Origin of the sequence: Solidesulfovibrio sp. DCME, assembly GCF_049995385.1 — a bacterium.
In the GTDB taxonomy this organism is placed as follows: Bacteria; Desulfobacterota; Desulfovibrionia; order Desulfovibrionales; family Desulfovibrionaceae; genus Solidesulfovibrio.
Genome location: NZ_CP188261.1, coordinates 1,168,517 through 1,183,450, shown reverse-complemented (window position 1 = coordinate 1,183,450; position 14,934 = coordinate 1,168,517). Strand labels below are relative to the sequence as shown.

Genomic DNA, 14,934 nt, shown 5'->3' with positions numbered 1-14,934 from the left:
GCTAATGTTCCAAGCGACTATCCTCGAATAACGAGATCTAGGTCAACGAACTCGGCAACAAGCAACAGCAAGAGCCGCCAGTTTCTCACATCAATACCCCGTCGGAACATTACACACGCTTGGGCGAGTTGTCCTGACCGGCGAAGGACGGCAGCGGCGGCAAGGAGGAAGCGCCGATTGCCTTGATCATCACGCAAACAGATAGACATCATCGTGTAATAACCTAAATTAAATGGGAAAATCGTGTTCTATTGTTTCTTTTAATTCACTAAATCTTTTCTCTAGCTCAGGAATAAGGCTTTCAAGCACGCCACTATCTCTATTTTTTCCAGCTTGCTCCATTTTTAAAGCAGTTTCTAACATACGTTTTCCACTCACGTTCGCAGCAGCTCCCTTGATACTATGAGATATTCGTTCAGAAATCTCAAATTCACATGTCGCAATGCTTTCTCGCAATCGTTTCAGCTGAATAGGGATATCTCCCAGGAATGTTCTGATGACATATTGCGCTAAATCCTGATCGTCCATCATCCTGACCATCATGGACCTTTTATCGAATACGGGTAGTCCATTTTCTTTTATAGCAATCTCATCTGTGCTGCGCTCCGGGGGGAGCGTAGACTGATTTGGCGACTCCTCACTATGATTCGGCAACCACTTGGCAACGATCTCAGAAAGGATTTTGGCAGAGACAGGCTTTGTAATATAGTCATTCATGCCTTTTTCAAGGCATTGTTCCCGATACCTAGGCATTGCGTGTGCGGTCATGGCGATGATCGGAATGGCATGATCCAGTACAGCACTCTGGGGATTTCGAACCCGCCTTGTCGCCTCGAACCCGTCCATCACGGGCATCTGAACATCCATAAGAACCAAATCGTAGGAAATATTCTCGAGGGTCCGCAAGGCCTCTACGCCGTTAGCGACCGCATCCGTGTGCACACCAAGCTTGTTGAGGATCCCCACAGCCACTTGCTGGTTTGTGATATTGTCTTCCACGACGAGAATTCGTCCAGTACGTTGCAACGGAAGTATTCGGTCCCTGGCAGATTGCCGTGTGATGATCTGAGGACTATCCTCGCGAGGTGATTCGGACAGGACACGTTGCAGAATGTTCAGCAGATCCCTGCGACGTATCGGTTTGAGCGCATACGCACGAAAGCCGGCTTCAAAAAAACGCTGGGAGTCGCCGTGACTTCCCATGGAAGTCAGCATTACCATCGCGACCCCGGCCAGGCGGGGGTCCGCTTTGATGGCCCGACCCAAGGCCAAGCCGTCCATACCCGGCATTTGCATGTCGATGACGGCCAGACGATATGGAGCATTCTCCTCTAGTCCACGGTACAAAGCCCCCAAGGCCTGCGGAGCATCCTGGACATCAAGGGGAAGCATTCCCCAGTTAGTCATATTGATCGTCAGAATTTCGCAATTAGTAATATTATCATCCACAACAAGCGCTTTCACATCTTTTAGAATCGCTGGAGAAAGCGTATCTTGTGAATAGTTTTTTTGTTTATCTATCAAAATGGTAAACCAAAATTCTGCACCATGACCATCTTTACTGTTAACTCCTATTTCGCCACCCATCATCTCTACAAGTTGCTTGGATATGGAGAGGCCTAATCCTGTTCCACCATAATTGCGTGTAGTAGAGTAGTCTGCCTGAGCGAACTTTTCGAATAAAATAGAGTGCTTTTCTTCAGGAATACCAATACCTGTATCTCGCATTGAGAAGCACAAAAGACATTTATTATCTTGTTCCTCACACAGGATGACCTTGACGCTCACCTCACCCTTAGAAGTGAATTTGATGGCGTTCCCAGCAAGGTTATTGAGTATCTGCCGCAACCGACCTGGATCACCTCGCAAGGAGACAGGGACATTAGTATCGACGAAACAGAGGAATTCTAAACCTTTTTCATTAGCACGCAAAGCCATTGCGTCAGAAAATTCGTCGACAAGATCCAATAGGTCGAAATCGAGTATTTCGAGATCAAGTTTCCCCGCCTCTATCTTGGAAAAATCTAGAATATCGTTGATAAGATTGAGGAGCGATTCTCCGCTTGATCGAATGACCTCCGCGTAGTGCTGTTGTTCGGTTGTGAGATCGGTGCCAAGCAGCAAACCGGTCATCCCGATGACGCCGTTCATGGGGGTTCGTATCTCATGGCTCATATTGGCCAAAAACTCGCTTTTTGCCTGAGTTGCGGCCTGGGCCTGACTCAACGCTTGATCCAAGGTGATGTTATTGATCTCCATCTGCTGAGCAAATTTATGCAATCGTTCCTGGGCAATTTTGTAATCGGTCATATCGGTGTGGGATCCTGCCATGCGTACTGGCACCCCCGCATCGTCGCGTACCGCCTCCCCACGGGCAAGTATCCATCTGTAAGAGCCATTCTTGTGACGCATTCTGAACTCAATACTATATCTCTGAACAATCGAGTGAAGATACTGATCAATATAATCAAAGACACGATCTTTGTCTTCAATATGAATGAGTGACTCAAACGTGCTAAAAACATTATCCAACTCATCTTCCCGATATCCAAGTTGCTCTTTCCATTTACGCGACAGGTAAAGGTCTTCTGTGCGCAAATCCCAATCCCATATGCCATCATTTGAACCATTTACTGCCAATTCAAACTGTTCTCTAGATCTCTGCAACTCAGCTTCGGCCGCCTTCCTGCCTCTGATATCAATAAAGCACTCCAGATACTTTTGTTTTCCCCGAACAAGGATAGGAGTGACTGTCTTAAGAACAGGGAGTTTAGTTCCGTCGGCACAAAGCATAATCCGATCCGAATTGTCTATTTTCTGCCCAAGATCTCCTATTGGGCAAGTGCATTCAGAGGCTGGGCAAAGAAATTGGTGACAGCGATTACCCTGAATTCGATCAGGAGCTGCCCCAAACATGTTTGCCGCAGCTGTATTAACAAACTCAATGTTTCGTGACTCAGCATCAATGATAGCCATTCCAATGGGAAGGCTTTCCATTATGGTTCGTTGTATTTCATCATTCTCTTGCTTTGTTACCTCCGCATTTTTTCGATCCGTAATGTCAATGACAAACCCTTGGTAATGCATGACGCATCCATCCGTATGATGCACGACCCGAGCATTCCGTGATACCCAGAACGTGGAGCCATCCCGACGCCGAAGTTGGCATTCGTGATTAACAATACATCCAGTGGCGTTCAATAATTTTAAAAAAAAATCCCTATCAGAAGGGTTTACGTATGTTTGCGTAGCGATATCAGTAATGGACGACATTAAATCTTCCGGGGATTCATAGCCGTGCATCACCGCCAACGCAGGATTGACAAATAAAAACCTTCCATCTGGTGTTGACTTGAAAAACCCAATAGGAGCATCTAGGATAACACTGATTGCCTCATCTGCATCTTTATTATTAAAATTTTGGTCAAGTGTATGATGAAGTGACATACTTGGCTCCTATCCTATGAAGAAGAACTAGCAAATCTAAGATTTTGTATTGCCCATGTATCGATCCAGTTCAATGCCACTTCGTCCTGTCGATCAGGCCGCGCTTGTCTAATTCCCCGGCCTTGTAGCCGTCGAAGTCGAAGCGCTTTTTTACGGGACTCGACTGCTTACGCTTGGTTCTCAGGATCACTAGGGTGATGACCGTGCCGATGACGATGCCGGCAAGAGTTACACCAAGGATGAAGATGTCCATACGACTATCCTCGGATGATAAGATCTAAGTCAACGTACTCGGCAACAAGTAAAAGCAAAGCACGCCAGTTCCTCACATCAACGCTTCGGCGGAACATTTCCCGCGCTTGGGCGAGTTGTCCTGATCGGCGAAGCGCGGCAGCGGCGGCAAGGAGAAAGCGCCGATTGCCTTGATCACCACGAAGATAGATCGCCAGCACGGGTCTGGTCATACTTGACCATAGCAGGGCCGCGCTTTCATTGTCACTAATTGTCCCATCAGCAGGCAGGGATTGTCCGGCATGAAAATGTCTGAAAAAAATCCGGCGGACCAGGGTGGCAAGTGGCGCAGTTAACGCTCAGATTCGTCATGGTCCCGATCTTTGGGCTTTTTCTTGCCGAACCACTTGGCCAAAATTAAGGAGCCGTAACCCGCGACTCCAGAAGCACCTACGGCTATTCAAGGGGCGCAGGTGCCCGTTCCTACTCCAAATACGGACAGGTAGACCAAGACCGCGCCGCCAACCAGCCAGGCAAAGACGGTGGTGAGTTTGCTTTTCATAAAGATCAACCCTGAACTGGACCTTTTGGTCAACCACGGTATGCCCGACAACCGGACACACTTACCAGCTGCATTCTCTGCGACACGTTGCCCCAACACATCGAAATTTCGCTTCTATTTTCACTAGACAGCGGCAGCGAGTGAAACAATCCAATCTGACCCACCGTCCAGGTCTCAATAGCGCATCCAGCACTTTGAATTCACGTGAAAATTTCCCAGGACACCGGCGAGATTTTGAAAAATGTGTCCACCCGTGATGAAACTAATAAAAGACCGATGCCGCAAGGCGACAGGAACAACAATTACTTCTTTATTGTATGTTGCTATGCTGACATTTCGCGACGTTGGAATCCTTATCATGCGGAATAAGTGGCAATTCAATGAGGAAGGTCGTTTTGTTTTCCGACGAAACAGAAAACGAGATGTCGCCACCATGGGACTTGGCTATTAGTCGTGCGCTGTATGTCCCTAATCCTGTGCCGTGTTCTTTTCCATAACTAAAATATTTGGTAAATATTTTTTTTGACACATCTTCATTGATTACTCCAGGATTAGTTACGGAAATATACGAACAATCCGACAGAACGTAACAGGTTACTTCTACCACAGATCCATCAACTGACGCTTCAACAGCATTTTTTACAATATTAAGAAGCATATTTTCAATTAAAAACTTTTCGCCAAACACAGTGCAACTATCTGGACTATTGCATTTGCACTTGTTAGAAATCGTAATTTTTTTATGAATACAAATACTATGAAGTGTTTGAAGTACATTGCCGAGAACTTTTGGCAATTCAAATGGCATTCTTTTCGGGCAATAAACTCCACATTCCATTTTGTATAATTTGTCAGATGAATCAACGAGATTGATTACCTGTTGGATGGAGTTAAGTATTAGTGGGGCGACATTGCGAAGGCCATCGCCAATATCTTCTTGTAGAGCCAAGGACGCCAGAGAGTGTAATCCAGCAAGAGGAGATTTAATGTCATGACGTATTATCATTTCAACATCGTTGCGAAATATTTCAGCTTGCCTTCGCTCTGTTATATCTTCTGCTGAATATATAAAATATTCAACTTCACCATCTTTGTCAAATTTTGGATGTTTTGTTACAGACAAAAGTCTTGTCTCGTTATTTCCGTCTCGCACCCATTCCTCTGTGTTTATAGTTCTTCTTCCTTTGATAACGGCGCGGTTCTTTTCAATTATTTTTTGAGCAACTTCATGCGGAAAAATCTCGTCAATTCTTTTGAATTCTACCTCCTTCTTGCTTTTGCCGAGAAATGTGGCGTGAGAGTCATTGACGGCACCATAAGTAGACTCATCGAGCTGGTACCATACCTGAAGATGAATCGTGTCGAGTAACACTTTTCTATCTTCAAGGTCTTTCAATATTTGTGCATCTGCCTCTTTTCTCTTCACAATATTTTCTTTAAATACTTGAACAGATCTTGCCATATCGCCAATTTCATCCGAGTCGCTAGAATAGGGAACATCCTGGTTGTTCTCGTTCGACAGTTCAGACATGGTTTTTGAAAGAGCTTTTATTCTAAAAGAGACTTTGACTTTTATGTACAGAAACAACGCAATGGAGATGGTTAGAAATGAAGCAGAGTAAAATATTGCTTCGGAAAGTGATTTTTTAGAAAATGCCAGCCTTTCCATTGCATACTGATTTGTCGTCGTTATGGCGGATTCCATTAGGGGGGCGATTGAATTCAAAGCATCGACCATTGTTTTTTCGTAAGCTTGTTTTTCGTATGGCAATTTCTGCTTTGAAAATATTGCATCAAGACTTGATTTTTGAATCGGAACAAATTGGTCTATGTATTTTGTATTAAAATTTTTCAAGGCCATGTTGAGTGCTGCATTGTCAAGTAGCCTTGCTGATAGCCTAATGTCTTGGATTAATCGCGATGTGACACCTTCTAGCTTAAATACTTTAATGAGGTCATTGTCAGAAAGCACTCCGTCAGTTCCATAGGCCGAAAGCACCAGGGAGCATTCCGGACCTGCTGAATTGCGTAGAGACAAAAGTTTTGATTTTATGGTAAAAAATTCACGCGACGTGCCATCGATGATTTTTATGTCAGAAGTTAGGGCAAAGAGTAGCTCCTCCAGGCTGTCAATAAACTCTGTCATCGTATCAAACCAACGAGCAACAAGTTTGTTGTCCCTGTCTGTTAGAGGTATTTTCATTTCGCAATCTACGGCATTTCGCAACGTTGACACTGATGTATTAAACTCAACAGGGCTGGTTTCTATGTTGATGAATTTATCTTTTTTTAACGCATTGATTTTGGTTATAGCATTTTGTAACGCTTTTTCGCCTTCGCTTCTTTGCTTTGCTATGAACACTCGATTGTTTTCCATTGATTCCACGGGGCCGGAATCTCTGAGAACAACATTCACCCGTCCTCTTTCAAATCCAAAATGCTGTACGGCATCGTACAGATCATCTGAGATATCGTTAATTTGACAGATATAATCAGCTTTATTATAGACATCAATCGAGTGCATTATGTTTGTTAGTGCTGCCGCTGTGTATAGTCCAATAAGAACAAGCAAGACTGTACTTAAGAGTCGTTTTATCGTAAGCATCCAGTTTTCCTTTGGAACTAGGGAACTGATTCGTCCAACGGGAGTACATTTTTTTTACCATATACTTCCAAATAACCCAACACCTCAGTCCGAGTGCGAAGCACGCCTTACCGAGTGAAATCTGACCGTGCATGATAAACGCTGGGAAACGAGATGAGGTAAGCAAGGGAAAAAACCAGTTTTGCTAGCTGGATGCCCTCTGGGGAACAACTTGGGGTTCACCGATCGTAAGCGGTTAATCAGGCCCTTCTTGTGGGAGCCACTGAGGGCGGGTAAGGTCAGGACGGGATAATGAGGCTTTTGGGGTCAAGGTATTGAGGCAGGAGCGCCTTGCGCTGGGCATCGGTGGTGGCCGCCGGCAAGTACTCGAAGAGGTAGCGGAGATAGCGATATGGCTCCAGGCCGTTGGCCTTAGCGGTCTCGATGAGGGAGTAAATGGTGGCCGAGGCGTCGGCTCCGCGTGGATGGCCTGAGAATAGCCAGTTCTTGCGGCCCACGGCAAAGGGGCGGATGGCGTTCTCAGCCAGGTTGTTGTCCGGGCGCAGCCGGCCGTCCTCCAGGTACACGACCAGCCGGTCCCACTGCTTGAGGGCATAACTGATGGCCTTGCCAAGCAGACTCTTGGGCGGGGTGGTGGCGACGCGAGCATCAAGCAGCGCCTTGAGCTTGTCCAGGATCGGGCTGGATTTTTCAGCCCGCAGGGCTTTGATTTGCTCCGGCGCAAGCTTTTGCTTTTCGGCTTGGCGCTCCACACCGTAGAGCTTGCCGATCAGGTCCAGGACGGTATGGGCCGTGCCCCCCGCAGCCTTTTTGCCAGTAGTCTTCTCGAGCTCGACAAATTTTCGCCGGACATGGGCCATGCAGCCGAGATGGCGGATGCCTTCGCGTTCGCCCAGGGCCTCGTAACCGCTATATCCGTCGGTCTGGAGATAGCCTTGGTAGTCGCCAAGAATATCTGCGGCCACACTGCCGGCCCGAGTCGGGTGATAGCGAAAGAGCACGACCGGTTTTCCCGGCGTTCCGCCCCGGGCGACCCACATGAATGATTTCGTGGTATTGGCCCGGCCTAGTTCGGCAAGCACCTGGACTGTGGTCTCGTCCATGTTGACGATAGGGCCGGAGCGAATCTCCTCAATGATCAGGTCGATGAGCGGATCACAGGCCTTGGCTACCCGGATCATCCAGCCAGCCAGGGTTCCCCGGGAGATGTCCAGACCCAGGCGGGCGAACTGGTCCTCCTGGCGGTAAAGGGGAAGCGCATCGGCGTATTTGGCTATCGCGACATGGGCCAAAAGGCCCGGGGTGACGATGCCCTGGGGGATAATCTGGAGCGGCATGGGTGCAGTCTTGACCGTCGGCCCGTCGTCTTCCACACCTTCGCAGACCCGGCAGGCGTATTTGGGCCGGATGTGGCGGACGACCTGGATTTTGGCGGGCACGATATCGAGCTTCTCGCTGACTTCCTCGCCGATGCGGACCAGAACCGCGCCGCAAGGGCAGGCCTTTTCCGATTCCGGTAGGTCGTGGAGAACCTCCACCCTGGGCAGATCGGCGGGGATGGGCCGGCGACCGCGTTTGCCACGGGTATGGGGCGGGGTGCAGGCTTCCTCGAAGGTTTGCGGCGTTTGCTCTTCCACGGTCTGTTCGGCTTCGTCGAACAAGGAGAGTTGTTGCGACTGGCCGGTGCGGGGATTTTTCTCGGATTTGGGACCGTAGATGATCAGGTTCAGGAGCCGAAGGCGCTGCTCCAATTGGGCAATCTGCGTCTGATGATCGGCAATGACGCTCTTGAGGACGGCGGGGTCGTCAGGGAGGGAATTGATGTCCACGGCCCGAGCAATATGCCAGTATTATTCAATTTAATCAATACAATACTGGTCAAAAGAGCGTCGAATATTCTAGCCGAGAATGCCCTTTTACAGCGAGGGGATCAAGTCCGTCGAGCAGCCAGGCGAGCTGCCTGGAGTCGATGGTCAGCACCTCAGCTTCTCGGGTCGGCCAGCGGAACGCATGGCGCTCCAGGCGTTTTTGCCACAGACAGAAGCCGTTGCGATCCCAATATAGCAGCTTGATAATCGTCCGGTTGCGGTTGCAAAAGCCAAACAGATGCCCGGCGAATGGATCGAGTTGCAGTTGCTGCGAGACGAGGATGGAGAGGCCATCAATGGCCTTGCGCATGTCCGTGGCCCCCAAAGCCAGATAGACCTGGACGCCGCTTGCCGGCAACATCACAGCCGCCTCAGCGTGCGAACAAGTTTCTCAAGCACTGGCGCGGCGAAGTCGCCCCGAATTTCGATCCTAAAGCCGTCACCCGCATGCACCAGAATCGGTTCCAGTGGCGCGATGGTCGTCTGGGACAGGGCTGGCAGCGGCACGGGAACAAAGGTGACTGCGGGTACGGCCCCTTTGCCGGGCGTTGTGCCGAACCGCTTCCGCCAGTAGTTCAGGGAACTCTGGGAAAGGCCATGCTGCCGACAGTAAGCCCCCTGACTCAGGCCACTGCGTTGCCAAGTCGCAATATGTTCGGACCAGTACGCTGCCTTCTCGGAACATTGCTCCGTTGCTGATGTTGCCATGGCTGTCCCTCCTGTGGAGCAAACCATGACAGAAAACTCAAGAGGCGTAAGATGGACCTCTTTTGACGCTTAGTGCGCCGGTCACACCGGCATGGAGTAGAGGATGCAAGAGCCTTACGGTGAAGGGATAGCGCCCCACACCGACCCCGAGTCATGCGTTGACGGTCGCGAGGCCGGCGGCGAAGCGTTGACAGGGGCACGCACGGGCCAGCCATTGAGCTGCGAAATTAAATCGTCCGGGACGCCGACGCTGTTAAGCGAAGCGGAAGGCCACGCCGAGGGCGGCGCTATGCGCGAGCCACCTGAGGGTCCTGCGCAGTCGAAGACCCTGCGCACGTGCGGAAACTCCATGGACGGGAACCGGGAGATCCCAGGGACTCCCTCCTCTGATGGTGAGGATGGACGGCCGGGAAAGGCTGGAAGCCATACGCCCGGCATGTACGTCTCTGGGAAGTCGGATGGCTGCATAGTACCGGGGAAGCCGCCGAACAAAGGCAGGGGAGACCTACCTGCGGAGGTGGTGGAGGGAAGGCGGTCAACCAAGGGAAACGCGGAGCAGACGGCCACACCCCGGACACAGGGCCGGGCAGGTGTGTCGTCCGGACTGCAACGCGTGCGAAAAGTGGCAAGGGAGGACAAGGATGCACGGTTCACCTCACTGCTGCATCATGTGACCACGAAAGCGCTGCAGGACAGCTACTTTGCTCTGAAGAAGCTGGCCGCCCCGGGCGTGGACGGAGTCACTTGGATGCAGTACCAAGAAAACTTACCTGGACGGCTGAAAGAACTACACGAGAGGGTCCACTCTGGCGCATACCGCGCGCAGCCCTCGCGGCGGGTCTACATCCCCAAGCCGGACGGCCAGTTGCGGCCACTCGGTATCGCAGCCCTGGAAGACAAGATCGTCCAGCACGCGGTGGGGGAAGTGCTCTCAGCCATTTACGAGGAGGATTTTCTGGGCTTCTCCTACGGGTTCCGGCCGGGGCGCGGCGCGCACGACGCGTTGGACGCCTTGGTGGTCGGGCTGACCCGCAGGAAGGTGAATTGGGTGCTCGACGCGGACATACAGGGATTCTTTGACACCATCTCCCACAAATGGATGCTCCGCTTCCTCGAACACCGGATCGCCGACAAAAGAATTCTCCGCTTGGTGAGCAAATGGCTCCGGGCTGGAGTTTCCAAGGACGGCGAGTGGTCCCGGACAGAAGTTGGAACGCCACAGGGGGCGGTCATATCGCCGCTGCTGGCAAACATCTACTTGCATTATGTCCTGGACCAGTGGGCGCATCACTGGCGGCGCAACTACGCCAGCGGCGACATTATCATCACGCGTTATGCTGACGATTTTGTCATGGGGTTTCAGCACCATACAGAAGCGATTCGTTTCCTCGCCGAACTCAAGGCCCGGCTCAACCAGTTCGGACTGGCTCTGCACCCTGAAAAGACCCGGCTCATCGAGTTCGGGAGGTTCGCCGCCGACAACCGGCGTAAACGCGGTGAGGGCAAGCCCGAAACCTTCGATTTTCTGGGTTTCACGCACCTGTGTGCAAAGACCCGGAACCGAGGATGGTTCCTCGTCAGGCGTAAAACGGTGAAGAAGCGTTTGCGCGCGGCGCTCAAAAGGATCAAGACGGCTCTACGCGGGCGTATGCACGACCCCATATCCGAGGTCGGCGACTGGCTCAGGCGAGTGGTGCTCGGATACTATCGGTATCATGCAGTACCAGGAAATTGCGAAGCCATGCGGACGTTTAGAGAAGACTTGATTCGTAACTGGTATAAGGTGCTTCGTCGCCGAGGCCAGAAGCGGCGCATCAACTGGCAGGCCTTCAGTCCAATCGTCAGCCTGTGGATCCCCACGCTCAAAGTCATGCATCCTCATCCAAACCAGCGCTTTTACGCCAAACACCCGAGGTAGGAGCCCAGTGCGGTAGTTCCGCTCGCTGGGATCTGTGCGGGGGGCCATCCGAAAGGGTGGTCCCTACCGCCACCCACCGATCTAAAACCTGACTCACTGTCCCGTTCTCAATAGCGCTTCCAGCACACTGAATTCACGTAAAAATTTTCCAGGACACCGGCGATATTTTGAAAAATGTGTCCACCCGTGAGTCCATAACAAAAAAAGGGTTATCCCGAAGGATAACCCTTTGATTTGCTTGGCGTCCCCAAGGGGATTTGAAACCCCTGTTACCGGCGTGAAAGGACTTTCATTTAGCGTACTTCACCCATATTTACAGCCACTTAGGTCCGAGTAAATCCGGTCAAATCCTATGGGTTCCGACTAGGTTTACCTACTCTACAATCCTAGGCTCGCGAAGAAAGACACATCGTCTAACAAGGGGTCTAAGGCCGCAAAACGCTGTAAAGTAAAACGAGGAACTGATTGGAAGACATCTGACGGGAATAATCTTAGCACAACAAATATGGTCAGATTCAAATCAAATATTTAACTATGTAGATGACAACTGTTTTTTTGGATCGAATGAAACTCCATCTACTTGCAAGCTTTTTAGACGCATTTCGATGGAAACTTGTCCTTCTGTTGCGCATCTTTCAATCATAACCTTCAAACGCCTTAAATCATCATTAAGGTCTTTGACGATACTGGAAGAAGTGTCGAGCAAGTCATCAACTGTTCTTTTCAATGATGAAATTAGGAATTCCTTGCCAAATTCATCATTTCCCATAGAAGCACAAATATCTTTATACTCTGTCAAAGCCTCTTGCCTAATCTCTTTTTGAAGTTCTTTATAATCCAGGAGGCGACGCTTTATCATGTCTTGAGCTTTGTCGATCAAGTCTATGTGCAGTTGTGAAATATTGGAAATAAACTCGGCGACGAGTGTGTTATATTCTCGTTGATAATGGATTATTGCATCTGAAATATCTTTTTGCCTTTGCAAATCTTGGTCTTTAGTAAACTGAAGTATCTCATTGTTAATGCGGTTAACTTCTGTTTCCTTTTTAATCTCAAGATCAGCGATAAGCTTAAGCCGATCGGACTCTAAGTCTGCAAGTATTTTAACTTTTTCAACTTCGTTGCAATGAAGCAACTTTTCTCTAGCCAGATCACGTTTATGCTGAAATGATTTTAATGGCTCACTTGTCCATTCTAAAATACCTTCTACCGAACGAGTTACAGCATCACCAACTTTGCCTACAGTAGTTGCGAACAAATCAATTATCCCCATAATCTCCTCCCGAAGCTTGTATTTTTCGCTTTAGTTTAGCCCTCTGTTTATATAAAGCAGCACGGATCTCATCAATCCTGTCTCTGCTTACCGTCGATGCGTTTAAAATAAATTCTAAACCATCTTTTTGGGCCGAAATCATGGATCTAGCCAAATCAAAAGAAACATCCGATTGGAATTCAGAAAAAACTGTAACAATTCTTGAAACAAGCCCCGCTTCAATATTTAAAAATTGTAGATTATCAATTGATGTTTCAAGCCATTTACTGAGCCAAACATTTTTTAAATATGACAGTAATATTTGTTGAACAGCAGGGTCGGACTCATAAAGGTACACGTTTTTTAGTATATCCGAAGATGGCTTGACAAACTCTAAAAGCAAAAGCTCCCTACCCTTTTTGAGAAAGAGCAATTGTTCTAATATATTAGTCGTCGGCAACTGCATTGCTTTTTTCTTTAGAATTTAAGGTGTTGAAGACTTCACTTTTCTTTGCCCTAAGCTCTCCAATAATATCCACAGAATGGGTGGAAACAATTTCATTGCTCAGATTAAGACTTTTTGTATAACAAGAAACAAGTTCTTGAAGCCAGCTAGACGCTATTTTGCTATCAATTTCGGCTTTTTTTAAGGATTCTGAGGCATCTTTTAAAATTTGCGTGAAAAAATTCGATCTCTCCCTGCGAAGATCTTCTTGAACAGAGTGCACAAATTTAATTTCCTCCTTGTGCTCTTTAATAAGCATCAAATAGTTTTTTTCAAAAGTATAAAACAAGTCTAATTTTTTGTTCAATGATTCAAAATCGATAAAATTTTCTAATTCTCCAGAAAATGCCGTCAAAAACTTACTAGAAACATCTGCAGGTATATTTTGTTCGCTCAAAAAATTACGAATTTTATCCACACTAAAAGAAGCATTGGCATTGTTTGAAGTAACCATGTTTGTGACTCCCGAAGTAGTAAAAAAAACATGTGCAGGATTGCACTAATAATTATCAAAAATTGTAGTTTACACACACTGAGAATGGAATATTTTACTCCCATCGAGTTAAGAGGTGCTAGAAAAAAAATTATCCGAAACTTTAATGTATTTCCAACTAGTCGGCGTCGCCAACCTGGGAAAAATCGATTCAAAAGACAGCAAACCAAAAAGGTTGTCATGTTTTGGCTTACATTGTGAGGATGTTTCTCCCCCATCCTATGTAAGCTTTTTACCGGAACATTATGAATAGAAAAAAATTTTGACTCAACAACCACAAATTCGGCAAAACTAAGGCCATCCAGAGCTCGCCGACCAATGGACACCTTGAACGTGATGTCTTCGTATCGTCAGATGAAACCGGCTTTTTGATAAGTTTTCAACCGTACTAAAATAAGACGTCGAGGCCAGATGTATTAAATATTCCAAGACAATAATCATTCTTAGAAAACAGATCAATCGAAAATGTGCAGTAGAAAACAAAAAATACTATATAAATTAAAAAATTAGATGGACATTTAAAAATCATCAATTCTATTTACCATTGAAAATGTCAGAAGGATCGTTAAAAAAATCACCCAACCGCTTATAAAGGCCATGGAACGAATTTTGCTCTTTTTTTTTGAGCATGAGTCCTTGTCGTTAGGGACAAATGTCATGTCATATACTTTAGAAGAAGTCGCTATCCAAGAATTAACCTTACAAAAAAAACTTATATCTTCCGAAGAAAACAAAAAGACAAGAAGCCCGGTTTCATGAACCGGGATTGCGAGTCTATGCAACTCGTTGCTTACAACATCTTTAGTTTGTTCGCAGTTCCAAACCCTTGCAATTGGATAAGTTTCGGAACCAAGACGAGGCAAACAATTATTCACCACGCTATAAAAAAGATCTTTGTTAAATATAATTATTCTATTTTCCTGTTCATCATTAAAACTGTTGTTACAGATATCTACGAATGCTTCCCAAGATTTAGCCGCGAGGATACTTATTTTACGCAAAAAAACTTCGTCTGCTTGAATCAAAATTCCTGCAAATATTAGACGCCCAGTATGATCTAGCACCTTGCGCTCTAAACCGGTTACATAGAGGAATAAATGCTCATCCAAAGAAAAAATAAATACTGCGCGCTGGCTAACTGGCAAAGAATAGGAGAAATCAAGCATACCAACTAGTGACGAATTTTGAGAGGACTTTTTTTTAATTCTTTGTTGTATAAATAGCTTTGCTTTCTGTAGAAGCTGCGGTTCTGCGCAAGGTATGCCGCCATCAGCATACCAGTGGTAATCCTGATCTTGTCTATAACCTGCAGTAAAATAGTACAATGATCTATCCATCTATTTTC

General features: G+C 47.4%; 11 protein-coding genes. 1 reads left to right on the top strand and 10 read right to left on the bottom strand.

All coding sequences use genetic code 11. From position 1 onward, the window contains the following. Window positions 1-228: 228 nt before the first annotated feature. From ACP59X_RS05045 to tnpA, 6 genes are all read right to left on the bottom strand, one after another. Window positions 229-3,447 carry a PAS domain S-box protein gene (locus tag ACP59X_RS05045; RefSeq protein WP_082140027.1) on the bottom strand — a complete coding sequence of 1,073 codons (3,219 nt, stop codon included), beginning with the start codon at window positions 3,445-3,447 and terminating at the stop codon, window positions 229-231. A gap of 70 nt (window positions 3,448-3,517) precedes the next feature. Continuing rightward, window positions 3,518-3,700, bottom strand: a complete 183-nt coding sequence (locus ACP59X_RS05040) for a hypothetical protein (RefSeq protein WP_043637275.1) — start codon at window positions 3,698-3,700, stop codon at window positions 3,518-3,520. 850 nt (window positions 3,701-4,550) lie between these two features. Beyond that, window positions 4,551-6,845, bottom strand: a complete 2,295-nt coding sequence (locus ACP59X_RS05035; protein ID WP_428565704.1) for an ATP-binding protein — start codon at window positions 6,843-6,845, stop codon at window positions 4,551-4,553. Between the two features lie 278 nt (window positions 6,846-7,123). Continuing rightward, entirely contained in the window at window positions 7,124-8,674 is a 1,551-nt protein-coding gene (gene tnpC, locus ACP59X_RS05030; protein ID WP_428565702.1) for an IS66 family transposase, read from the bottom strand. Window positions 8,675-8,723: 49 nt separating this feature from the next. Beyond that, a complete protein-coding gene (gene tnpB / locus ACP59X_RS05025; RefSeq protein ID WP_428565700.1) occupies window positions 8,724-9,074 on the bottom strand; it encodes an IS66 family insertion sequence element accessory protein TnpB in 351 nt (116 codons plus the stop codon). Beyond that, on the bottom strand, window positions 9,074-9,421 hold the full coding sequence (gene tnpA / locus ACP59X_RS05020) for an IS66 family insertion sequence element accessory protein TnpA (protein WP_428565698.1): 348 nt from the start codon (window positions 9,419-9,421) through the stop codon (window positions 9,074-9,076). The genes tnpB and tnpA overlap by 1 nt, the downstream gene beginning before the upstream one ends. 613 nt (window positions 9,422-10,034) lie before the next feature. Between tnpA and ltrA the strand changes: the two genes are divergently transcribed. Next, a complete protein-coding gene (gene ltrA, locus ACP59X_RS05015) occupies window positions 10,035-11,339 on the top strand; it encodes a group II intron reverse transcriptase/maturase (RefSeq protein WP_428565695.1) in 1,305 nt (434 codons plus the stop codon). Window positions 11,340-11,871: 532 nt separating this feature from the next. Here ltrA and ACP59X_RS05010 read toward each other — a convergent pair. The 4 genes from ACP59X_RS05010 to ACP59X_RS04995 all read right to left on the bottom strand — a co-directional run bounded on the left by ACP59X_RS05010 (window position 11,872) and on the right by ACP59X_RS04995 (window position 14,926). Beyond that, on the bottom strand, window positions 11,872-12,612 hold the full coding sequence (locus tag ACP59X_RS05010) for a hypothetical protein (protein ID WP_428565693.1): 741 nt from the start codon (window positions 12,610-12,612) through the stop codon (window positions 11,872-11,874). Continuing rightward, entirely contained in the window at window positions 12,599-13,057 is a 459-nt protein-coding gene (locus ACP59X_RS05005; RefSeq protein ID WP_428565691.1) for a hypothetical protein, read from the bottom strand. Before ACP59X_RS05005 ends, ACP59X_RS05010 begins: the two co-directional genes overlap by 14 nt. Beyond that, entirely contained in the window at window positions 13,038-13,550 is a 513-nt protein-coding gene (locus tag ACP59X_RS05000; RefSeq protein WP_428565688.1) for a hypothetical protein, read from the bottom strand. Before ACP59X_RS05000 ends, ACP59X_RS05005 begins: the two co-directional genes overlap by 20 nt. 557 nt (window positions 13,551-14,107) lie before the next feature. Then, window positions 14,108-14,926 (bottom strand): hypothetical protein, encoded by an 819-nt coding sequence (locus tag ACP59X_RS04995; protein WP_428565686.1) that lies wholly within the window; start codon window positions 14,924-14,926, stop codon window positions 14,108-14,110. Window positions 14,927-14,934: the final 8 nt, after the last annotated feature.